The sequence below is a fragment of the Vibrio kyushuensis genome, assembly GCF_050337325.1.
GTDB classification, from domain to species: Bacteria; Pseudomonadota; Gammaproteobacteria; order Enterobacterales; family Vibrionaceae; genus Vibrio; species Vibrio kyushuensis.
Window position 1 is genome coordinate 363,145 of sequence record NZ_JAKJSV010000004.1, and the last position, 23,625, is coordinate 386,769.

A 23,625-nucleotide genomic window follows, 5' to 3' on the forward strand; every position below is an offset into this window, starting at 1 on the left:
TAAATATAAAAACCACACCAACACGTGAACAAAAGGATCTGAATATGTGCTCTCTAAGAAGAAAATGGGTAAGTGACCCGGCTTTTAAATTTTTTAAGAAAGTTTTGCCACCACTGTCTGATACTGAAAAAGAAGCGATGGAAGCCGGAAGTGTCTGGTGGGATGGAGAGCTGTTTTCAGGTAAACCCGATTTCACTAAGCTTCATAATTACCCTGCACCGAGTTTGACAGCTGATGAGCAAGCGTTCATGGATAATGAGCTAGAGACGCTCCTATCGATGTTAGACGATTACCAAATCACTAAAAAAGATCGTGATTTGCCAAAAGATGTGTGGGATTACCTGCGCAAAGAACGTTTCTTCTCGCTTATCATTTCTAAGCAATATGGTGGACGTGAGTTTTCTGCATTAGCGAACTCCACGATTGTAACCAAAATTGCGACTCGAAGTATTAGTGCTGCCGTAACCGTAATGGTTCCCAACTCATTGGGTCCTGGCGAGTTAATCTCACACTACGGTACGCAAGATCAAAAAGATTACTGGCTACCTCGATTAGCAGATGGCACTGATATTCCTTGTTTTGCATTAACGGGCCCTGAAGCGGGTTCAGATGCAGGCGGTATTCCTGATCTAGGAACAGTTTGCTACGGTACTCATGAAGGTAAAGAAGTGCTGGGTATTCGCCTTAACTGGAACAAGCGTTACATTACTTTAGCACCTGTCTCTACTGTGCTTGGTTTAGCATTCAAACTGAATGATCCTGACGGATTACTTGGCGATAAAAAAGAGCTAGGCATCAGCTGTGCGCTTATACCAACGTCTCATGAAGGAGTCGAGGTGGGTGAGCGTCACGATCCGATTGGTCTTGCTTTCATGAATGGTCCAACACGTGGTAACGACGTATTCATTCCTATCGAATGGTTAATTGGCGGTCAAGATTACGCGGGTAAAGGTTGGAGAATGTTGGTGGAGTGTCTATCAGCCGGTCGTGGTATTTCACTACCAGCGTTAGGTACGGCAATTGGGCACTTAACCTCTCGTACAACAGGCGCTTATGCTTATGTTCGTAAGCAGTTTGGTATGTCGATTGGTAAATTTGAAGGGGTTGCAGAAGCATTAGGTCGAATCGGTGGTATGACTTACCTGCTTGAAGCAACACGAACATTGACAACTACGTCATTGGATATGAAAGAGAAGCCGGGCATTGTTACCGCGATTGCTAAATATCACATGACAGAAATTGCTCGTACGATACTTAATGATTCTATGGATATTCACTCTGGTCGCGCTATTCAAGAAGGACCAATGAACTATCTAACGTCTGCATACCTTGGTGTACCGGTAGCGATTACCGTAGAAGGTGCCAACATTCTAACGCGTAACTTAATGATCTTTGGTCAAGGTGCAACACGTTGTCACCCATACGTGCTTAAAGAGATGGAAGCGGCGGCGAATCCTGATGAAAAAGAGGGCGCAAAACAGTTTGATAAGCTACTGTTCAAACACATTGCTCACGCTACCGGAAATACATTTGGCGCGTTAGGTGCTGCATTGACGGGCTCTCGCTTTGTCAAAGCGGATATGAGTGGACCAACACAAGTTTACTATAAAGATCTCACTCGCCTAAGCCGCGCTCTTGCAGTAAGTGCCGACTTTGCCATGTTGACCCTTGGCGGAGACTTAAAGCGGAAAGAGATGATCTCAGCGCGTTTGGGTGATGGTCTTAGTTATCTATATATGGCATCAGCGGTATTGAAAAAATACGAAGATGAAGGCCGCCAGCAGCAAGATCTTGATTATGTGCATTATGCGGTTCAGCACTGTTTCCATGAAGGCGCTAAATCGCTACAAGAAACCTACCGTAACTTCCCGCAAAAAATGGTGGGTCGCTTCATTAAACTGCTTGTGTTCCCACTGGGTAACCACTTTGAGAAACCAAGCGATGAGCTAGCGGTGAAACTTGCTGAAAGCGTGATGACTCCAGGAGCTTGTCGAGACCGTCTGACTCATTTATGTTACGTCGGTGACAGTGAAGATGACAGTGTTGGCTTGATGGAAAAAGCTTTCCTAGCGATGTACGACATTAAGAGCCTAGAAAGAAAGATGAACAAAGCGGTGAAAGCTGGCACAGTTGTTCGTAAAGGGCCACTAAATGAAAGACTTGCTCAAGCTCTTGCCGCCGATGTTCTAACTCAAGAAGAGGTAGATACCATTGTTGCGGCTGATAGACTCCGCTATAAAGCGATTCAAGTCGATGACTTCAGCCACGATTTTAGTGAAGTAAGAACATCGAAAAATAATCAGCCTAAACTCAATAGCGTTGCATAATTAACGTCAAGAAATGAAAATTGTCAAAGGCCTCTCAAAAGAGGCCTTTTTTATTGGGTAAAATGTCAGAAACCGTTTGTAAGCCAATAATTTGAATCAGCGTCACTGTTGAGTGCTCCAACCACTTGTCTATTTTCGCTAAATTTGCAGAAATTAGATGCGATTTAGTCGTGAACCTTTTATTCTAGCGGTGATTTTTTAAGGAAGTTGAATATGATCATCAAACCTCGAATTCGTGGATTTATCTGTACCACAACACACCCTGTGGGCTGTGAAGCAAATGTAAAAGAACAAATTGCCTACACTAAAGCGCAAGGTCCAATTCAAAATGCACCAAAACGTGTATTGGTGGTTGGTTCTTCTAGTGGCTACGGTCTATCTTCTCGCGTTGCTGCTGCATTTGGTGGCGGTGCGTCTACAATCGGTGTTTTCTTTGAAAAAGAAGGTACTGAAAGAAAAACAGGTACAGCCGGTTTTTACAACGCTGCGGCGTTTGACAAGCTAGCTCGTGAAGAAGGCTTGTACTCAAAAAGCCTGAATGGCGATGCATTCTCTAATGAAGCTAAACAGAAAACGGTTGACCTGATCAAAGAAGATCTTGGCCAAATCGATATGGTTGTTTACTCGTTAGCATCACCAGTACGTAAATTGCCTGAGACAGGCGAGCTAATTCGTTCAGCACTGAAACCGATTGGCGAAACGTACACAGCGACTGCTGTAGATACCAACAAAGACCTAATCATTGAAGCTTCAGTTGAACCAGCAACAGAAGAAGAGATCAAAGACACAGTTACCGTCATGGGCGGAGAAGACTGGGAACTTTGGATGAGTGCTCTTTCTGAAGCAGGCGTTCTAGCTGATGGCTGTAAAACGGTTGCTTACAGCTACATTGGTACAGAGCTAACTTGGCCTATCTACTGGGAAGGCGCACTAGGTAAAGCAAAAATGGACCTAGATCGTGCAGCTGCTGAGCTAAACGAGAAGCTGTCTGTTACTGGCGGTAGTGCAAACGTTGCTGTTCTTAAGTCTGTTGTGACTCAAGCAAGTTCTGCAATCCCAGTTATGCCTCTTTACATCGCAATGGTCTTCAAGAAAATGCGTCAAGAAGGCGTACATGAAGGTTGTATGGAGCAAATCTATCGTATGTTTAGCCAACGTCTTTATAAAGAAGATGGTAGCGCAGCAGAAGTCGATGATAAGAACCGTCTACGCCTAGATGATTGGGAACTTCGTGAAGATATTCAAAAGCACTGTCGTGAATTATGGCCTCAGGTTACTTCTGAGAACCTAAAAGATCTAACAGACTATGTTGAATACAAAGAAGAGTTCTTAAAGCTGTTTGGCTTTGGTGTTGAAGGCGTTGATTACGATGCTGACGTTAACCCAGCGGTTGAATCAGACATTATTGCTATCTAAGTCATCGTGATTTGGATACTAAAAAGGCGCTCATTGAGCGCCTTTTTTATGTTTGCTGAATAGCGAATATTTAAGCTGAGATAAACAACGTTAGCTAAGGATAATCAATATCGTACCAGCAAGGGTCATCAGAATATTGGCGATCGCATAGGTACCAGCATACCCTAACGCTGGAATGGTTGATTTCGCGTAGTCGTTAACGATATCCATTGCAGGGGCACAAGTTCGTGCGCCGATGATGGCACCAAATAGCAAAGCACGATTCATCTTAAGAATGTACGCCCCTACTAGGTAGGCAATAACAACAGGAACAACACTGACAACAAAGGCCAAGCCTATGATCTGTGGACCAACTTGCGTTAGGTGCTCGAAAATCTTTCCACCTGCACTTAAACCGATACCCACCATAAAGATCATCAGACCAAGATCTTTGACCATGTTAAGCGCGCCTTGAGGAACATAACCAAAAGTAGGGTGGTTCGCTCTTAAGAAGCCTAACGTGATACCCGATAGCAATAATCCGACTGCGTTACCAAGTCCAAATGAGACTTGACCAAATGTCATGGTAATTAAGCCAAACATTAAACCTAGAATAAAGAAGCTACAGAAGGCGAGAAGATCGGCGATTTGACTGTGAATTGAGATAAAGCCAATCTTTTCAGCAAGACCGAGTACTCGGCTTTTTTCGCCACTCACTTGAAGAACATCACCTTTAGCGAGCACGATGTCTAAATCCATCGGCATTTCAATTTGAGCTCGTACCACGCGGTTTAGGAAACAGCCAAATTCCGACAAGTTAAGCTCAGAGAGTCTTTTTCCAACCATGCTATCGCTTTTCACAACGATCTCTTCTTGAACGATACGTAAATCAAGTAAGTCACGGTCGAATACTTCTTTGCCATTTCTAAAGCTAGGATCGAGGCGAGCATGGCTATCAGGGAAACCAACCAGTGCAATCTCATCACCGACTTGCAAAATAGCGTCACCATCAGGGTGAGCAAGAATACCATTTCGACGAATTCTCTCAATGTAACACCCTGTTTGTCGGTAAATACCCAACTCACGCAGATTCTTACCGCCAGTCCAATCGATAAGCTCAGGACCAACTCGATAGGCACGAATGATCGGTAAATAGACTTTACGTTGCCCTGATGTTCCTAGGCCACGCTCTTTGGCAATTTGCTGCGCTGAGTCTGACAGGTTTTGCTTTTGCAATTTTGGCAATAACTTAGCAAATGAGATCATGCTGATTAGACCTACTAGATACGCCATAGCGTAGCCGACAGAGAGATTCTCCATCACGAGTGTTAGGTCCATATTTCGTGGAATTGTTGCAAGGCCAGTATTAATCGCATCCTGCGCGCCCACTAGAACAGGTGTTGCAGTTAAAGCGCCAGCCATCATTCCGGCAGACAGACCATAATCTAGGCCGAAGTAATGAGATGCAAAGTAAGTAATTGAGAGTGCAGACGAGAGAACCACTAAGCTTAATATGAAGTAGTGTTTTCCATCTCGGAAGAAGATACCGAAAAAGTTTGGTCCAGCCTCGATACCTACGCAGTAGATAAATAGCATAAAACCAATGGTGAGTGCTTCAGGGTTAAACGAGAAACCCATGTGACCCATTATTAATGAGGTGATGAGTACACCAATGGAGCTTCCAAGCTGAAAACTGCCAAATCGAATTTTTCCGAAGGCTAAACCTGTTGCCAATGCAACGAAGATTAAAAGGATTGGGTTTTGCTCAAGCAATTGTATAACGTCTATATTCACGAGTGGCTCTTGTTGCCAGAAAGGAAAAGGATCAAGTGAGCGAATTGTAGCGGATTAAACTAAAAAAATAAGTGAGTTTTTTTATAATTTGCAATTACTTCACATAAGGCAAATAAAACAAAACCTGCCACATGGGCAGGTTAAGTTTTTGAAAATTTGGACCGTTTATTTAAGCAAACAAGCCAAGGTTTTCTTTTGCGTATGCTTCGAAATCATCGCAGCCGCCAATATGGTCTTGGTCTACAAAGATTTGTGGAACCGTTTCAACTGGCTTACCCACTGTTTTCTCAAGATCTGCTTTGCTGATGCCTTCAGCGTGAATATCAACATAGCGATAATTAAAATCGTCACGCTGTGCTTTCAATGTTTCTGCGTGTTCTTTAGCACGAACACAAAATGGGCATGCTGGGCGACCAAAAATAACTACGAACATAATCAAATACTCCAAATTAAAATTTTTCTATGTAAAGGAGGAATAAAAATGTATGTCCTAGGACATAAGCCTCTCCCTTAATCTGATGAAGCAACTATGCCCCAATCTTTTACGGAAATAAAGAAGCAATTACCTCTTAGTTCGATAGGTATTTCCTATCAGAATTTAAAAGAGACAATTTTGGTGGCTCTTACTGTTTAAAACAGCGTGATATGCCGCAAAAAACACTTAGTTTATACAAGACCATTTGAAGCAAGTTGCACTGGGTCAAACAATTATTTAAACGATAAGGGCAAGCTAAAACAAGACAAATTTAAACTACAGAGGGATGCAGTATGTTTCAGTTCATGACATCGACTCGAATTATATTCGGAGAAGGAGCTTTACAATCATCACTATCAATTCTTAATCAATATGGCTACAGCGTGCTATTAGTTACGGGCAAAGACCAGTCAAGATCTGCTCCAATTATCTCATACCTTAAAACGCAAAAAATGCGCTATCAGCATGTCAGTATCTCAGGCGAACCCAATATTACAATGATCGAAGAAACAGCGATTGTTGGTCGAAAGTTTAAACCTGATATGGTGGTGAGCCTAGGTGGAGGCAGTGTTATAGATATGGGTAAGGCGCTTGCTGCCATTATTCCTAACCAAGGCGATGTGTATGACTATGTTGAAGTAGTTGGAAGAGACGTCCCATTGAAAACCAAACCCATTCCTTTTATTGCGATACCAACAACAGCGAGCACCGGTTCTGAGGTGACACGTAATGCGGTGTTACGTTCTGGCCAAGATCAAGTAAAAGTGAGCCTGCGCAGTCCTGAAATGCTTGCAGATGTTGCGATTGTCGACCCAACCTTAACGTATGGTACGGATGCTTACACGTCGGGTAGAGGCGCGATGGATGTGTTCACCCATCTAATGGAAGCGTATGTGTGTGGAGAACCTAATCCGCTAACCGATATGATATGTGAAGAGGGGCTCCGTAAACTATCTAGCTCAGTGATTGCAGCGTGTCGTCATGATGATTATTCGGCTAGATCCGACCTTTCGTTTGCAGCAACGCTTGGAGGAATGGCCACGAACAATGCAAAATTAGGTGCTGCTCATGGGCTAGCTTCGGCACTTGGGGGGAAGCTTAATGCGCCTCACAGCGTGATTGCAGGGCAATTGGCCCCTCATGTGATGAAAGAGAATATTACTGTTGCCAAAGAATCTGGCCGAACTGATGTTCTTGAGCGCTACATGCGATTAGCGCAAATAGTGACGGGTAGAACTAATGTGCATGTCGAAGATGGCGTGTTATGGGTTCAAATGATGCTCAACAAACTAGAACTACCGGAATTGAGTGAGTTTGGTGTTTGTGCAACATCGTTTGATAAGGTTGCTGAAGATGCGCTTATGTCTGTGGCTATTAAGGGGAATCCTTTGCCATTAACCAAGGTCCGTTTGATTCATATATTAAATCAAGTGTGTAGCTGTACAGGGAGTTGTAGCGAAGAGCGAAATGAGAGGCTGAGTAGCGTCGAAATATTGTCTGACTCTATTGAAGAAAACCTCATATAACCACGAGGCTAACTATTTGACCAGAAACAAAAAACGGAGCGCAATGCTCCGTTTTCTTATTGGTATTGACTCATCTTATCGAATCTAGAGTCTTTCAGTGCGTCTTTCACGCGTCTTAAATTCTCTCTGAAACCGGTGCCACGGCGTAATGTAAAGCCCGTTGCGAGTACGTCAATAACCGTCATCTGTACAACACGGCTTGCCATTGGCATGTATACATCAGTGTCTTCTGGGACATCGAGTGTAATCGACAGAGAGCTCGCTTTATCCAGTGGCGAATCTTTAGCCGTGATTGAAATAACTGTTGCGCCATTTTCACGGGCCAAATGAGCGATCTCGACCTGACTCTTAGTACGTCCGGTGTGAGAAATTAGAACGATAACGTCATTGTCTGAGCTATTGATACAACTCATTCGCTGCATAACAACATCTTCAAAACAGGTGATCGGAATGTTAAAGCGAATGAACTTATTTTGAGCATCTTTAGCAACTGCAGATGAAGCGCCTAAACCGAAAAATGATATACGTTTCGCCTGCGTCAATAGATCAACGGCACGGTTAACTTGCATCGAATCAAGGCTATTTTTCGCGACATCAAGACAAGCCATCGTCGACTCAAAAATTTTGTGCGTATAAGCGTCAGGGCCGTCATCTTCTTCGACATTTCGATTCACATAAGGTGTTCCATTAGCAAGGCTTTGAGCTAAGTGAAGCTTAAAGTCTGGAAAACCTTTCGTGTCTAATCGACGACAAAAGCGGTTAACGGTTGGTTCACTAACGTCCGCCATTTTTGCAAGCGTAGCAATACTAGAGTGAATCGCAGTTTGTGGGGAAGCCATAATAACTTCGGCCACTTTGCGCTCAGATTTGCTGAAATTTTCTAGATTTTTTTGTATTTTTTCTAATGTGTTCATAGTGTTCACGAGGGCTAGAGAACATCCAGCTGATCATATTCCCGTCTAAGGGTGTAATCTTACGATCACAATCAAAAATAATAGTTCAGCGCCATAAATTTAGTATAAACCTAAGCAAAAGGTTTACTTGCTTACAATTGGTGAGAATATGACAAACCTCAAACTAAATTTCAATTTTTGAATAAAATTTAAAGTAAATTTGAGTGTTTGGGCTAAATAACCGTCAATTCTGACAAAATAGCGACAATAAATAGAAATAAATTTTCATTTTGGAAACAAGCTAAGAATTAGTTTGACATATTTTCTCTGTCAATAAATTGATTTGATTCATCAATTTAGGTGCTTGCTTCGCTATTTCTCTTTGCTCGCAAAGAACGGCCTCTAGGATGTCATAAGTTGTTAGTGGATTAGCGAGCACGACACGGAATACAATGGTATTGAGATCGTGCATCTCTTTGGGGTTTAAACGAGTACGTGACACAAAAGATTTACCCGTTTCGCGTTGCCGTTTTTGGATGAACTTTGTAAGCTCATTGAGCAACTCGTTGAGCTTCATCGCTTGCTCTTTAGATGCAGCTCTAAATGCAGCATCTACCTTTGATGGCATATAGCGATAGGTCAGAAGACATAACTCCGGCTTAGACACGAGTTGGAAGTCGTCTTGCTCATCGATGAGGTTTGCAAAGTACTTTGCTTTTTCAATACTTTGATCAATGAGAAGCTCATAACCTGGGCGGCTAATAATGTGCATGCTCGCATACACCAACATAGCCATTCCTGAACGGGAGCCTTCAAGAGTATGCGTGCCTAAATCTTTGGATCCTTTACGTAGAATATATTGAGCGTGATGCTCAATTGAGCTCATTGCATCAGGCTTTTTGAATAACACCATACCAGCGCCCATAGGGATATAGAGCTGCTTGTGGGCATCAATAGTCACTGAGTCAGCCAATTCGATACCATCAAGTTTCGGGCGATGATTATTCGACATGAGAGTCGCGCCGCCCCAAGCTGCATCGACGTGGAAATGGCATTTCTCTTCAATACAAATTTCAGCGATGGCTTTTAGAGGGTCAATACTGCCTGTTTCTGTTGTACCTGCGACACCAATGACTGCAAATACTTTAATATTCTGCTGTTTAAGCTGAGCGAACTTCGCTTTTAAATCAGCGGGGCATAGGCGATTGTTTTCATCACTTTTAATGGAAATTAGACTTTCTTGTCCGATCCCCAGTGTATCTGCCGCTTTTTTAAGTGAGTAATGACCACGGTCTGAAACCAATATCGCTAGCCCTTCGTAGCCATAGTGCTTCATGGCTTTAAACAGCCCTTCTTTTTCAACGCCTTTAAATTCACCTTGTGCTTTTAGTGCATTGTTACGGGCAACCCAAAGTGCAGTGATATTCGCGATCGTTCCGCCAGAGCAGAATGCGCCAAGCGAGTGGCCAGCACTGTGCATCCAGCGAGAATAGAAGGCTTCATCTTGGCTATAAATAAGGCGGTGAAGCATGCCTAAAACTTGACGTTCTAGTGGCGTGAAAGCTTTAGATGTTTCAATTTTGACTAGGTTTTGATTAAGCGCAATCATGATTTTTGACAGCGGCATCAAAAAGTAGGGTAGTGCAGAAGTCATGTGCCCAATGAAGCTAGGTGCGGACGTATGGACAGACTGCGCAACTAAAGTGTCGAGCAAGTGCTGAGTATGATCCGAGACGAATTCTGGTTGTTCCGGAATCACGGGGTTAGAGAAGTCTTTTTCAATATCTCTAAGAGGTTTCTCTTCGGCAACGATATGTTTACGCAAAAATTGATTCAGGTTTCTTGAGAGACCATCCTCGATTTTAGTTAACGTTGAATCTGGCCCTTCTGGTACCGTAAATATGCGAAGTAAACTATCGAAGTTTACATCAACTGTTTTTTGTTCTGATCCCATACCGCTACGTTATTTTTCTAATTTCCATTGCGAACGGCACAATTTAAACGAAAACGGAACTAATGTCCCGTCTTAATTTAGTGTGCATATTTTTCAATTAACACGAGCTGAATTACTCGCAATCCATCTCTTCTAGAGTACTTATGGATTGATTGTATTTTTGCAAAACGCTATCGATTTGTTTTGGGTGACTGAGTAAATCAGCAAAGGCCGAGCGAAGCTCGTAGTTCTTTTCATGAGGTGTGCTTTGACGATCACTAAAGGTGAGCTTTGCTGCTTTCCCTAATTCATCATCACGCTCTGAAAGCTCTTTTACATCGTGTTGTTCTAGCTGTAACCAAGCTTCAACGGACTGTCCTGACGCGATTTTTGAAGTGTCATTTTCTAGATAGTAATGAACAGCCGCTCGGTTTAATTCAAAATGATTTTTACGACCATCTAAGAACCATTGGCTTACTTCTTTTAGTTCTGGATAACGTTCTGACGTTAGGTCAGTAAGATCTTGGTACCAAGTTAGTGATGCATCAATATAAGCGTCGTACTTGTCTGTAAGACACTGAGAGCTAGCAGCAAAGACTGAGCCCGAAGATAATGTTAGTAATGCAGCAATCACAATGCGTTTCATGATAAGTCCTTTAATCGCACTTTTTCGTGCTTATAGTTTTGGCTGTTAATCTTCAGTTTACTGCTACGCAGCTAAAGAAACGAAGAACAGCATAAGTATTGGAACAAGTAGGCTGAGAATAAAGCCACTAACTATGGCAATTGGCACACACCTTACACCACCTGTTGACTGAATAACAGGTAAGGTAAAGTCCATAGCGGTTGCACCAGCATAGCCGATGGAGGTACAGGGTTTTGAACGAATTAACAGTGGAATCATAATCAGAGCTACAAGTTCTCTTAGTAGCTCTAGCATGAAAGAGGCACCACCATAGACAGGGCCAAAGGCATCACCCATCAAAATACCAGATAACGAGTACCAACCGAATCCTGATGCCATAGCAAGCGCTCTAAAGAGATCAATATCCAGTATGTAGGAAGAAATCACTCCACCTATTAATGACGTAATAATAATAACCAGGGCGATGATCATTCCCTGCTTATTGATAAGAATTTGTCGTAATGTCAATCCACTATTTCTTAGTTGGATACCGATGAAAAATAGCAAAAGGAATAAAATCCATTCACTGGCAGTATCTACCCAGTGAAGGCTCATTAATCCCAAAAGGCCGACAATGAGCCCGCCACCGACCACTAAAATGAGTTTTGCTGACTCTAGTGCCATGCTAGCCAAAGGTAATTTGGACGTTTTGTTATTGGTATGAATTGGAAATAATCGGTCTACCAATGGTAATACTGCCAGATTACATAAGCTGATACAGATAAAGAAGGTTGCAGTGAACTTTATAATTAACTGCAGGTTTTGCCCTAAGTTATCTAGTGCTGCGAGGCTTAGCCCCATCAAAAACAAAATGACGTAAATAAGATATGACGTCATTTTATTAATAACATTGAGAGTATTAGTTTTCGATATGGAAATTAAATACCCCACAAAAAGTGGGGCAAATATAAAGATCATCCCTGAGAACATTAAAAATCCTATTGTTGTTCTTAGTATTTTTTAAGTGAGCTATTTCTGCGTAAGAGTCTATTTTACGCAGAAATTGTGTTACATGAAAATGGTATTAGTTCATAAATAGTTGGATGTTATAAGCCACTTGCATTGATTACTTCACTTATTTGTATATTAAAGTCGAATTCACTCAAATTCGTTAATTTATACAAAACATCTGCACCAGTGGTGTCGAATTCAACGAAATGGTCTTCAATAGCTTCATCTTGGCGTCTAAACAACAGGATATGATTAGCGATTCTAGCAATATCTAGATAACTCAAAGGTATCTCAACGTCTTGGGTATGCTTTTCGTTAGTTGCAACGCTGATAAAATCAAGGTCAAATCCCCAACTAGTTAGCACCAGTCGACTAGACGCGGAGCACTGTGAGTCAAAAATCTGCAGCGCAATCTGAAGGTCAAGGTAGTTCCCATTTTCTAAATACTGATGGTATTCGTTGACCATGCAAAATAGGCCGATATCGGCGATCAATCCCGATAATAGCGCTTTTTCGATTTCCAGATATTTATACGTTTTCGGTTGTTCCTCTTTAAAGGCTTTAGCCACCATAACCATAGTAGCGGCAAGCTCTCTAGAGGTTGCTGCGCTTTTTATAAGAACGCGATTGCACTCTTTGCTCAGACTTACAGTATGTTTCAATTGTTCAATAGCTTGTGCAGTCACAATGTCACGAACGCGTAGGATACCTAAACGGGAGACTGCAGTGAAAAGATCAGTGCATGTAATATTGCGCCTGTTAAAAATAACAGAGTTTGCTACTCGGATAACAATAGCAGCAAGTCCAGGGTCTTCAAGAAGGCAGTCAGCAATGTCGATAATTTCTGTCGTTTCTTTCGTGCAAAGAGATTGAATGCGTAAAACGACTTCTGAAATAGGTGGCAAGGTTATTTTGCCAGTACTCACCGAATGAGCAATAAGTTCGGAAAATTCGCTCTCAATACTTTGAAGGAGCGCCTCCTTATTGTCAGGGAGCCAATAGAAAGATAAATGATTCATAGCCGGTCACCAAAGGAATACTGCTTACAGTGTAACTAATAGCTCTGTAGATTAGCAACAACTTACATACTTAGAGTGTCCGTATATCAGTATTGATATAATTGTTATAGTTTTCCGTAGCAATAACAAAGTCTATTTGTGATTCTGGTCTCATAAATATTGTTTTCTTGATTAATTGATGTGAAGTTTGAACAGACTTATTTTTCGTCGTTAACTATCATTTGTTTACTAACTGAGACGAACTCAATATCAACTATAATACACGTCTCGGAGTTTTATATTTTTCGCTAAAACAGCTGCTATCTGGTGATCACAAATAATCGGGGTAACATGATTAGAAGGATCAATGGATATGACAGAACAACTATTTATGGACTATGTGGGTGCCTTTGGAACTTTTCAGAAGCGTTCAATGTTTGGTGGTATAGGCTTATTTAAAAAAGAGGCAATGTTTGCTCTACTCAGCGGTGAGAAGATCTTTATCCGCGGTGGAGAACAATTGGATTCAAGATTAAATGAATTGGGTTGTGAAAAATATCGTCACGTGAAAAAACAAACCACAGCAACAGTTAATTATTACGATATAACTCATATATTTAGGCAGCAAGATACCGCTCTATACGAGATCGTAAGAGACTCTATTAAGCTGTCTGTGGATCAGCGCCAATTTCAAAAGTCTTCCGCGAGTAAACGCTTGCGCGACCTACCCAATATGCAGTTAACTCTTGAGCGTATGGTCAAAAAAGCGGGCATAGACGATGTCGATACTTTTATGCAGTTGGGCGCACCAGCCGTTTACTCAAAGGTTCGCAATGCTTACGGAACGGATGTGGACGTTAAATTATTATGGAAGTTTGCAGGTGCAGTCGAAGGCATTCACTGGAAACTGATACAAGAACCACGTAAACGCCAGTTATTGGCTAGTTGTCACTAGTTAATTCGCATCAGACTCAAAGAAAAGCCGCTCAATATGTGAGCGGCTTTCTTGTGCGAACTGTCCCGCTTTAAACTGTCTAATCAGATGTTAAATAGGGTAGTAGACAAAACTCTGGCTAGAATTTAAATCTTGCAGTCATCATCGCTTGTTCACCGTACGTATCATTGATACGTAGTTCTGCACCAACAGAGAATAGTTCTGTAGAGTGGAAACGAATGTGCGCAGAGCCGATCCAATCTTCTTTTTTATCAATTGAAACGTAACCACCTTTAGCGCCGACTTCCAACTGTGGACCAAGCCATTGACGAATACCTAGATTAACTTCGATGCCAGTTTCAGTGCTTCCTAGATCTTGAATACGAAACAGCATCTCACCGGTGAAATCAGCCCAATTATTAACTGGTGCGTGAAAGCCAAAACCAGTTGCAGCGTCGTAGTCACCTTCAAACTCTGAATCGATGCGTCCGATAAAGTGTGCGTTAGGGTGGATAGTCTTGCTGATCGCACCACCAAATGTCACTGGGCTTGCACCAATACGAGCCTCGAAGTAGTCGTAACTGAAGTTACTCATAACTGATGGGCTATTTGGGTCAGTCTCTGCAAATGCCTGACCCGACGCGAGCAATAAAGCTGTAGCAATGATTGTTTTACGCATAGTAACGATGAACCTATTCCTAGTTATTTCCGTTGTCCTAAGCAGTGGAACCGCTATGACTCTGATTTATCACGACATGATAATGCATCCGTGCTTGTTGGCACCAATAAAAATGTCATTCTTTTGTCGTATTTGCAAAAAATACGCAATTTTAGTGCCTAAATATGTCTAGGGTAAGATAAAACAGCATTAGTCTCCAAAGTTGATTCTGTTTTTTGCGATCGCGTTGAAGATTTTTTCTGTGTCTAACACTGTTGCCCAGGGCATAAGATCTTTTTCATTCTCGATCATGAATTGTGTTAATTGTTCAACTATTGCGGTTCTTAGATCATCACCTTTCCAAGGTTTCGCAATAAAATAGTCAAGACTTGCATGATTTACCGCTTCTACGGTGTCATTAAGGCCGGCTTGTCCGGTCAGTAGTAACTTTTTGCTTGCGCTAGTCTCCTTATCTTGGCTTAACTCGATAAGGAAGCTGATACCCGTTTGTTCGGGCATAATATGATCACATAAGATGAGAGCCAGCTTAATATGATCATTGGCACTGTCTGAGATAATACCTTTAGCTTCAGCAACCGATTCAGCCGCTTCCACAATGAAATGCTCTTCAAAGCAGTCTAGATCTTGAATTACACCCTCGAGAACGTCACGCTCATCATCAACACATAAGATAAGATATTTGTTCATAATTACTCCTTGCCGTTAAATTGAGATGATTAAATAGGCAGCCAGATATTCATTCTTGTGAATTCGTTAGTGGCTGATTCGACTTCGATCTTTCCGCTATGCTGGTGGATGATCTGTTGGCAAACAGACAGACCAATACCGAGACCAAAATTGCCTTCTTTCTTGGTCGTAAAATTAAGGGTGAAGATTTGTTCTTTTAGCGTGGGGGAGATGCCACTGCCGTTGTCTTCAAAACAGAGTAATACGCCGGGTTTGTTACCCATCGTCTTTAATGTCGTTTGAATTTTTAGTTGCCCACGAGCGGGTAGCGCATCAATTGCATTGGATATTAGGTTTGTCCAAACTTGTTGTAGCGCAATAGGTTGGCATCTAATCTTTGGTAACTCACAATACTCTTTAATGACAGTGTGGTGCTTTAGCCTATTTTCAAATATGACTAAGGTATCTTCTATACCTTCATAGACATTGGCTTGATGGAAAACTTCGTCATCAGGGCGTGCATATCCCTTTAAACTCTTGACCATATCTGCGATTCGTTGGGCGCAAACATTAATAGATCGTAGGGTACTGCCTGTTGAATGATAGACATCGTACTCATTAACCAGTTGAAGTGCTTTTTCTGGGTCTTGCTTGGCAATTTGTTTGAGTTGTTCATCACTTTCTAAACGAAGCTTGACCAGTTTTTTAGCCAGCAATCGGTGCTTTATTTCCGCTTCTACCAACTTAGACTTTGCTCTTTCCTCTGAGGTAGAGGCAGGAGAAGAGAGAAGGGCATGTTCAAGAATGGCTTGACCAGTCGTATTACTTTGGTTTGTTGCTTCTAGTTCAATCAGTGTTTTTAATTTATCAGTGAGGGTTTCAGTCCCCCGAAGTATCGCAGCTACTGGATTATTTAACTCGTGAGCAACCCCTGCAACGAGCTGACCTAACATTGCCATTTTCTCTTTTTCAATCAGTTGTTGATGGGCTGACTCGAGCGACTCTAACGTCTTTTGTAGCTTAAGTTTGGTATTGATACTACGCTGTAATCGGCGATTGAAATGGCGAAGCAGTAGATTAGTAAAGAGCGGTAGTAATTGAGTATTGGAGTGCATGACTTTGGTAAAGATATCCCTGTCGAGCTTAATCACCTTTGTTTGAGTTAACGTGAGAGCGGTAGAAAATGAAAACTCACCCGTAACAAATGACATACCACCAATGATATTCCCTTTTTCATGACGAACCACTTCACGCTGTTGCCCAAGCTCATCCTTTTTATACAGTGCTACTTTTCCCTCAGTAATAAACCATAGAAAGCGGTTTTCCTCACCTTCTTTGGTTAATAGGTGATCGGCCGAGTAAGTTCGGCAAGCCAGGGTCTCGTCCTCTTGGGCAAAAAACTGGTTTAAAGCCGAGATCACTTGTTCCGCGAGCTCGGTATCAGAAAGACTATGGTGCTCGGAAATAAAGCCTTCCTGGTAGCTTTTCATCTTGGCATCAATGTGTGCTCTAAGCAGATGTTGCTGATCCAAGATGAGGCTGTATGAAAGTAAGTTGTCTCTATCTTGTTCTATTACAAACGTAGTCAGTTCTTTTTTTACGGTTTTATAGACAAGATTATCTTGCACAGGTTTTGTTAAGCAGTGATCGAGGCGTCCTTCATTTACCGCGGATAAGATGGCCTGAATATCTTGTCCGCAACTAAGCAATATTTTCCTAGCTGTTTTTGTATGTGCAGATTTATCTAATTGAATTAAAAATTCTGCTCCGTTAAAGTGCGAATGATGACTGGCAATAACAAGGGCGACGGTTTGTCCTTGTTGTTTACAAAAATCTAAAGTGCAATGTGCTTCTTCTATGCTTTCAGCAGTATGGATATCAAAGCGTGTAGAAAAGTGGCTTAGCTCAGTTCGTAACTGCTCTACGCTTATTGGATTGTTATCAAGGTACAGTAGAGCAAATGTGTTCACTAATTTCTCTCGGACAAACGGATCTGAGAAAACTGTATCAATTATCAATAAAGCGTAATGGGAGCTAGGTTTTAGAAATTTGCTCTTATTAAAAATAAAAGCAATACTCTGATTTAACTCAAACTTTTTTCTGTATGGAATTGGTCAAAATAATAGTGGAATACCAAACATTATGATGCAACTGAAAAAGATAGGCGCTATTGGTGGTGCTGTATTACTTACATTGTGCTGGCCTTTAGCGGTTGGTCAGATAGGACAAAATGTCATTACTGACGGGGTTACTCATTTAGGTAGTGATTTAGTTAGCGCAGAAATTGTTGAATATGATCGTGGTTATTTAAGCTCAAGCATAAAAACGCGATACGTTTTACAGGATCCTGATCTGATTGCTCAATTTCAAGCGGATGATTTGCCGACAGAGTTTGTCATTTCTAGTGCCGTTACTCATGGCTTGTTTAGCTTGAGCGCACACTCTTCTTTAGATAATAGTGAATTTCCACTGACCATTGACACAATCACGCAACTTAATGGCAATACGGATTACTCTGTTAACTTAGCGAGTTGGTATTACCAAACTCAAACGGGTGAAGAACTCGCTATCTCTATTTCTCCTTCCAGCATCAAAGGGGATATTTCTGTTCTTGGTCAACTGACTTACCAATTGGATATGCCATCGATAGAGTTAGATTTCTCTACTGGAGAAAAGATCGTATTTTCGGGTATTGAAGGCGAAGGTGAAGGTAAGCAAGAAAATGGCTTTTGGCTAGGTGAGCAGTCGGTGTCAATTGAGCGTTTTACCATTTCAGACCTACAAGCATCTCAAACTGCCTTTGAAATTGAGAAAGGCCAATATCAGTTTAGCTCTGGGATTAATACCGAGCAAAGCCGATTAAACAGCAACCATAAAGTGAGCATGGATTCTATGTTTACCCCAGACGGCTCTATAGAAGAGTTCAGTATGGACTTTTCGATGGGTGACATTGATAGCATGGCCTTTGAAAGCTTAATGTCGATGTATCAAAATAACCCAATCATGACAGAGGCGGAAATAGCACAAGCAATTCCTTATGTAGAGTCGCTATTCTCGAAAGGTTTTTACTTGGCGATGAATAAGATGTCGCTGAAAGTCGGTCAAGGTGAATTTGAGTCGAAATGGAAGCTAAGTGTTCCAGAAGGTACTGATGATGTTTCGCAAGATCCGACCAAAATATTGCCTGCGTTAACCGGTGAGCTGAATACTTACTTCTCTAACCAATTGGTCACTGATTTTCCGTTTATTAAGCAGGGAATCGATGAAGCAATCGTGATGGAGATTATTGAGCAAACAGAACAAGGCTATGAAATTAAAGCCGAGTTAAAAAATGCGAATATTATCTTTTCAAGTGGGCAAGAAATTCCGCTCATGGCCTTGCTGTTACCGATGCTCATGCAATAAAGAATTAAATCGGTATTAAACTAGCCAAAAATAGCATTTCAAAAACAAAAGAGCTCCTAGGGGCTCTTTTGTTGCTTTTTATCCTCAAAAAAACGTGCTATTAATCACAGTCAGAAGATGAAATTATTTTATTAGGAGCAAGGAAACGCATGCAGCCCACGACGGATAATGTATTTAATTTTAGTGCTGGCCCAGCTGGCCTACCTAAAGCCGTGATGGAACAGGCTCAAGCCGAATTTATCAATTGGAATAACCTAGGTACGTCAGTGATGGAGATTAGCCATCGCAGTAAATCTTTTATTAAAGTCGCAGAAGACGCTGAACAGGATCTTAGAGACCTACTGAACATTCCTTCGAACTATAAAGTTCTGTTTTGCCAGGGTGGTGCTCGAGCACAATTTGCAGCTGTTCCAATGAATTTATTAGGCTCAAAAACCAAGGCAACCTATATCGATGCAGGTTACTGGGCTGAAAGCGCGATTGTTGAAGCGGGTCGCTATTGTGAGACCGATGTCTTTAACGCTAAAACGACACTTGATAATAAAGCTGCTGTCATTGCGGCAAAAGAGTGGGCGATCGATGAAGCGTCTGCCTATGTGCACTTTTGTCCAAATGAGACAATCGATGGTGTTGAGATAAACGATCTTCCAGATACGGATCTGCCTATAGTCGCTGATATGTCATCAACCATTCTTTCACGTGAGATTGATGTTTCCAAATATGGCGTTATCTATGCGGGTGCCCAGAAAAATATCGGTCCTGCAGGTATCTGTATTGCTATCGTTCGGGATGATTTGTTGGAGTTAGCGACCGATGTACTGCCAAGCATATTGAATTACAAAGTGTTAGCTGAAAAAGAATCGATGTTCAATACACCTCCGACATTTGCATGGTACCTATCTGGCTTGGTGTTTAAGTGGTTAAAAGCACAAGGTGGTGTCAAAGCGATTGAGCAAGTAAATAAAGAAAAAGCAGCGCTACTTTATGATGCCATCGATCAATCTAGTTTCTATAACAATAACGTTCATCCAAACAATCGTTCGTTGATGAATGTTCCCTTTCAATTGAGTAAGCCTGAATTAGATGGTGAGTTTCTAAAGCAAGCTGAGGCTCGTGGTTTGGCTGCTTTGAAAGGACACCGGGCTGTTGGTGGAATGAGAGCATCTATTTATAATGCGATGCCAATTGAAGGTGTCAAAGCACTGGTTCAACTCATGAAAGAGTTCGAAGAGCAATATAGCTAAACGGCGTGTATCAAGTCAGTGATTAGTCACTATTGTGGCCAAGCTAGGCGCAAATCGAAATGTAAAATCCAAGTCTCAATCACAATTCGTGATTGAGGCTTTTTTGTCTCTGTTCTCTCAAATTCACCGCATCTTGCCAAATATGAACTAGGCTATTTACTAGATTGTAAATAAAGGGAAAATGCGAGTGGGCAGCATTTGTCGAACAATTCAAATGAGTGCTAGCGTACTAATTATATTATTAGTGCTGTTTGGTTTTGCCTGGAATACCTTGTTTGCCACTCTGATGATCGTTGCTCTGACGATCTGGTTTCATCAACGCTACTCTATAGAGAATGCCAGCCGTTCTCATCAAATGGCATTGCGATCCATTCAGCGTGTATTTCTTCCTAAGTTAAATAAACAGCTCGAAATTTCTTATCAAGATTCAAATCAATCCATTACTCAAATCACCACACTGTTTGCTCAGTTAAGTCACCTTGTCAAACAGAGAGATACGATGACGTCTGAAAATCAAAGTGAAGAGAAACAGCGATTAGAAAAACAGATGAACCAAGCTTACAACGAACTGATCGAGGTACTTCAGCATGGTGATAGAAACTTGCAGAGGCAGGCTGGGGTAAAGGAAGGGCTTGAATTGATCATTGAACAGCTACGCTTATTAGAGCAAGAGGAAAAGAGTTGGGATGAGAGTTGGCTTGTAAGTGAACTTAGCCGAATTACCAGTCGAACAGAGTTAGCTGTAGCAGAAAAGAGCACCCAAAATCCATCTAATGAAGGCATAACCTATTTCTAGTGGGAGAAATTAAGCGATGAAGAAAACAATACTAATTGTTGATGATTCCGAGTCACTACGTCAGGTCGTGAATATTGCCTTAAGTGGAGGAGGTTTTGATGTATTAGAAGCTAAAGATGGAGTGGATGGATTAAGTAAATTAGATGGGTCTCGTGTTCACCTTATTATTAGCGACGTCAATATGCCTAACATGAATGGCATAGATTTCGTCAAAGAGGTCAAAAAATTAGATAAATATAAGTTTACGCCCATCATTATGCTCACCACCGAAAACCAAGAATATTTGAAAGAAGAGAGCAGAAAAGCAGGGGCAAAGGCTTGGATGATTAAGCCGTTTAAACCAGACCAAATGCTGCAAGCGGTATCGAAGTTACTTTCATCGTAGGGGATTTTATGGGGCCAAAAGTGTACGTATTGCCACAAGAGTTAACGATATATGAGGTCAGTGACATTCATAGAGAACTGTTTGAACTATTTGAATCAGAGCAGCCCGTTCAACTCGATGCTTCTGAAGTTGAAGAGCTCGATACAGCGGGTTTTCAGCTTTTAGTGTGGTTTGCTAAGCTTTCTAATCACTATCATGTTACTCCACCACTGAGTGCGCTAAGCAGTGTGGTATCAAATTATATTAAATTACTCAATTTAGAAGAGCATTTACTGTGTTGCTCGCAGAAAGTCGATGATCCACACAAACTAAGTGATGAGCATGAGTGCTGATATTAATGAGGCGCTCACTACTTTCATTTTAGAGGCGGAGGAGCTTCTTAATGAAACAGAACAACTGCTGTTGGATAATGAGAATAACAGTCGCCAAGAGCGTATGGGTTGGCTGCATGAGGTATTCCGAGCGATACATACGATTAAGGGGAGTGCAGGGCTTTTTGGATTAGACGAACTGGTTAGTTTTAGCCATATATTGGAATCGTTGCTTGAACGGCTTCGAGGGAAAGAACTCAACATTGATATGCAGATCATGTCATTGATGATTGAGTCTACCGATTTATTAAAACTGCATATTTCAGGTATTGGTTCAGAATATTCAGACCTTTTAGAATCCAAAACGAGTGCGCTTTCAGAACAAATACTTAATTACCTTCCTGACTTAAAACATGAAAATAACCCCACAGAGAATACCGTTGAGAATGAGTCTAATACCAAGTCCTACTCTAGTGGCACATGGCATATATCATTTCGTCCTAATGCCAATGTACTCCAAGATGGTTTGGACCCTATTTCCTTTATTCGCTATTTATCAAAACTCGGTGAATTAGAATCCGTTCATGTTATTGATGAACGATTAAGCCAAATGGAAACGTTTGAGCCCGAAAAGTGCTATTTAGGCTTTGAAATCCGTCTATTGGCAGCGGTGAACCGACAAGATATTCTCGACGTTTTTGAGTTTATTCTTAATGACGCAACCTTAATTATCATTCCACCAGATAGTCAAATCAGTGCCTATATAGAACTCATCCATCACCTTCCAGAGTCAAAACAAAAATTAGGTGAGATATTAGTACAGGTCGGTGCTTTAAGTCGGGATGAATTAAATCAGGGTCTTAGCATGCAAGAGCTACTGGGTAGTTCACACCCTCCAGCTCCCTTGCTTGGCAGTGTTCTGACCGATAGCCAGCAAATACCATCAGATCTAATTAAAGCGGCAGTAAGCAAACAACACCCAAGTGCAGCAGTCACTAAAACCCTACGAGTAGAGGCTGAAAAGCTTGATCTATTGATCGATCTAGTTGGAGAAATGGTCATCACTGGTGCGAGAACAAACTTACTGGCTCATGAAACCGGTAATGAAATGCTCATTGAGGCGATGGCTCAATTAGAGCGTCTGGTTGAAAGTATTAGAGATAGCTCCTTACAACTTAGAATGGTTCAAATAGGCGATACCTTTAAAAAGTACAAACGTGTGGTTCGAGACATTGCCTCTGAACTGGGTAAAGACGTTGATCTTGTCATTACTGGAGCAGAAACCGAGTTAGACAAAACGTTTGTTGAGAAGCTGAGCGATCCGTTAACTCATCTTATGCGAAACGCCATGGACCATGGTATTGAAAGCAGAGAAGAGAGAATACAAGCTGGCAAATCACCCAAAGGAATGATCCGCCTTAATGCTTACCATGACTCTGGTTCAATCGTCATTGAAGTATCAGATGATGGTCGTGGGCTTAATGAAAGTCACATCATCTCAACGGCCAAAGACAAAGGGTTAATCAACACCTCTAGTGACCTTGCGTCGCGAGATGTGCAAAGACTCATTTTTGAACCGGGATTTTCAACCAAACAAAAAGTCAGCGATCTTTCTGGTCGTGGTGTGGGCATGGATGTCGTCAAGAGAAACATCGAGCTGTTGCGGGGTACTATCGAAATGGATAGCCAAGTCGGTATTGGTTCCCGATTCATCATTCGTCTGCCTTTAACGCTATCTATTATTGATGGGTTTATGTTCCAAGTTGCAGGAAGTAATTATGTGATCCCGTTAGACAATGTCGTGGAATGTTTAGAGCTTCGAGAAATCACTTCAATAGAAGCCATTACCAACAAGCAGTTTATTAATTTACGGGATGAAATCTTGCCGTTTATTCGTTTAAGTGAGTGGTTTGGCATTGAATCAGAAACAAAGTTCGAGCAGGAAGCATTGGTGGTTGTACAGTTCGGTTCATTTAGGGCAGGCCTGATAGTGGATGCATTAAGCGGTGAATATCAAACAGTGGTTAAGCCTCTTGGACCGATATTCGAAGGCCTAAGAGGTGTAAGCGGTGCAACCATATTAGGCAGTGGTGAAGTCGCAATTATTTTGGACATATTCGCATTGATTCAAATTATCTTGAGTCGCAGTGAAACAGATATATCAGAACGCTTTGTTTAGCACCTTTTATTAGTGCCCTTGTACTAACAGTTAGGTTTACTAAACAAAG

The 23,625-nt window shown here is 41.6% G+C and carries 20 protein-coding genes; 10 read left to right on the plus strand and 10 right to left on the minus strand.

The genetic code is table 11. The features are described 5' to 3' along the window. The first annotated feature begins 44 nt into the window (after positions 1 to 44). Complete coding sequence (locus L4D20_RS10770) at positions 45 to 2,327, plus strand: acyl-CoA dehydrogenase (RefSeq protein WP_428801568.1); 2,283 nt, start codon at positions 45 to 47, stop codon at positions 2,325 to 2,327. 213 nt (positions 2,328 to 2,540) lie between these two features. Next, positions 2,541 to 3,743, plus strand: a complete 1,203-nt coding sequence (gene fabV / locus L4D20_RS10775) for an enoyl-ACP reductase FabV (RefSeq protein ID WP_428801569.1) — start codon at positions 2,541 to 2,543, stop codon at positions 3,741 to 3,743. A 90-nt stretch (positions 3,744 to 3,833) separates the two neighbouring features. On the opposite strand, the gene L4D20_RS10780 is transcribed toward fabV, so the two are convergent. Together L4D20_RS10780 and L4D20_RS10785 are read right to left on the minus strand one after the other, a co-directional pair. After that, a complete protein-coding gene (locus tag L4D20_RS10780) occupies positions 3,834 to 5,516 on the minus strand; it encodes an aspartate:alanine antiporter (protein WP_428801570.1) in 1,683 nt (560 codons plus the stop codon). A gap of 169 nt (positions 5,517 to 5,685) precedes the next feature. After that, positions 5,686 to 5,949: a GrxA family glutaredoxin gene (locus L4D20_RS10785; RefSeq protein WP_428801571.1), complete on the minus strand. Its 264-nt coding sequence runs from the start codon at positions 5,947 to 5,949 to the stop codon at positions 5,686 to 5,688. Between the two features lie 335 nt (positions 5,950 to 6,284). Between L4D20_RS10785 and L4D20_RS10790 the strand changes: the two genes are divergently transcribed. Continuing rightward, on the plus strand, positions 6,285 to 7,517 hold the full coding sequence (locus L4D20_RS10790; protein WP_428801572.1) for an iron-containing alcohol dehydrogenase: 1,233 nt from the start codon (positions 6,285 to 6,287) through the stop codon (positions 7,515 to 7,517). 56 nt (positions 7,518 to 7,573) lie between these two features. Here the strand turns inward: L4D20_RS10790 and L4D20_RS10795 are convergent, their stop codons facing one another. From L4D20_RS10795 to L4D20_RS10815, 5 genes are all read right to left on the minus strand, one after another. Next, the gene (locus tag L4D20_RS10795) at positions 7,574 to 8,431 is read right to left on the minus strand and encodes a MurR/RpiR family transcriptional regulator (protein WP_428801573.1); all 858 of its coding nucleotides are present in this window, start codon (positions 8,429 to 8,431) and stop codon (positions 7,574 to 7,576) included. A 280-nt stretch (positions 8,432 to 8,711) separates the two neighbouring features. Beyond that, positions 8,712 to 10,364: a pyridoxal-dependent aspartate 1-decarboxylase PanP gene (gene panP / locus L4D20_RS10800; RefSeq protein WP_428801574.1), complete on the minus strand. Its 1,653-nt coding sequence runs from the start codon at positions 10,362 to 10,364 to the stop codon at positions 8,712 to 8,714. Between the two features lie 112 nt (positions 10,365 to 10,476). Beyond that, on the minus strand, positions 10,477 to 10,989 hold the full coding sequence (locus L4D20_RS10805; protein ID WP_428801575.1) for a hypothetical protein: 513 nt from the start codon (positions 10,987 to 10,989) through the stop codon (positions 10,477 to 10,479). A gap of 63 nt (positions 10,990 to 11,052) precedes the next feature. Next, on the minus strand, positions 11,053 to 11,958 hold the full coding sequence (locus tag L4D20_RS10810; RefSeq protein ID WP_428801576.1) for a LysO family transporter: 906 nt from the start codon (positions 11,956 to 11,958) through the stop codon (positions 11,053 to 11,055). 116 nt (positions 11,959 to 12,074) lie between these two features. Next, a complete protein-coding gene (locus L4D20_RS10815) occupies positions 12,075 to 12,998 on the minus strand; it encodes an HDOD domain-containing protein (RefSeq protein WP_428801577.1) in 924 nt (307 codons plus the stop codon). A 346-nt stretch (positions 12,999 to 13,344) separates the two neighbouring features. Between L4D20_RS10815 and L4D20_RS10820 the strand changes: the two genes are divergently transcribed. Beyond that, on the plus strand, positions 13,345 to 13,932 hold the full coding sequence (locus tag L4D20_RS10820; RefSeq protein ID WP_428801578.1) for a TfoX/Sxy family DNA transformation protein: 588 nt from the start codon (positions 13,345 to 13,347) through the stop codon (positions 13,930 to 13,932). 118 nt (positions 13,933 to 14,050) lie between these two features. Here L4D20_RS10820 and L4D20_RS10825 read toward each other — a convergent pair whose 3' ends face one another. From L4D20_RS10825 to L4D20_RS10835, 3 genes are all read right to left on the minus strand, one after another. Continuing rightward, positions 14,051 to 14,590 (minus strand): hypothetical protein, encoded by a 540-nt coding sequence (locus L4D20_RS10825; RefSeq protein ID WP_428801579.1) that lies wholly within the window; start codon positions 14,588 to 14,590, stop codon positions 14,051 to 14,053. A gap of 189 nt (positions 14,591 to 14,779) precedes the next feature. Continuing rightward, entirely contained in the window at positions 14,780 to 15,277 is a 498-nt protein-coding gene (locus tag L4D20_RS10830; protein WP_428801580.1) for a response regulator, read from the minus strand. Positions 15,278 to 15,306: 29 nt separating this feature from the next. Further along, on the minus strand, positions 15,307 to 17,226 hold the full coding sequence (locus tag L4D20_RS10835) for an ATP-binding protein (protein WP_428801581.1): 1,920 nt from the start codon (positions 17,224 to 17,226) through the stop codon (positions 15,307 to 15,309). 172 nt (positions 17,227 to 17,398) lie between these two features. On the opposite strand from L4D20_RS10835, the gene L4D20_RS10840 reads away from it, so the two are divergent. The 6 genes from L4D20_RS10840 (at position 17,399) to L4D20_RS10865 (ending at position 23,576) form a co-directional block, all read left to right on the plus strand. After that, entirely contained in the window at positions 17,399 to 18,661 is a 1,263-nt protein-coding gene (locus tag L4D20_RS10840; RefSeq protein ID WP_428801582.1) for a DUF945 family protein, read from the plus strand. 149 nt (positions 18,662 to 18,810) lie between these two features. Beyond that, complete coding sequence (gene serC, locus L4D20_RS10845) at positions 18,811 to 19,905, plus strand: 3-phosphoserine/phosphohydroxythreonine transaminase (protein ID WP_428801583.1); 1,095 nt, start codon at positions 18,811 to 18,813, stop codon at positions 19,903 to 19,905. A 214-nt stretch (positions 19,906 to 20,119) separates the two neighbouring features. Continuing rightward, complete coding sequence (locus L4D20_RS10850; protein WP_428801584.1) at positions 20,120 to 20,701, plus strand: hypothetical protein; 582 nt, start codon at positions 20,120 to 20,122, stop codon at positions 20,699 to 20,701. A 16-nt stretch (positions 20,702 to 20,717) separates the two neighbouring features. Beyond that, positions 20,718 to 21,086 carry a response regulator gene (locus L4D20_RS10855; RefSeq protein ID WP_428801585.1) on the plus strand — a complete coding sequence of 123 codons (369 nt, stop codon included), beginning with the start codon at positions 20,718 to 20,720 and terminating at the stop codon, positions 21,084 to 21,086. An 8-nt stretch (positions 21,087 to 21,094) separates the two neighbouring features. Beyond that, positions 21,095 to 21,418, plus strand: coding sequence for an STAS domain-containing protein (locus L4D20_RS10860; protein ID WP_428801586.1), 324 nt, complete (start codon positions 21,095 to 21,097; stop codon positions 21,416 to 21,418). Further along, positions 21,408 to 23,576, plus strand: a complete 2,169-nt coding sequence (locus tag L4D20_RS10865; protein WP_428801587.1) for a chemotaxis protein CheA — start codon at positions 21,408 to 21,410, stop codon at positions 23,574 to 23,576. Before L4D20_RS10860 ends, L4D20_RS10865 begins: the two co-directional genes overlap by 11 nt. Positions 23,577 to 23,625 lie beyond the last annotated feature (49 nt).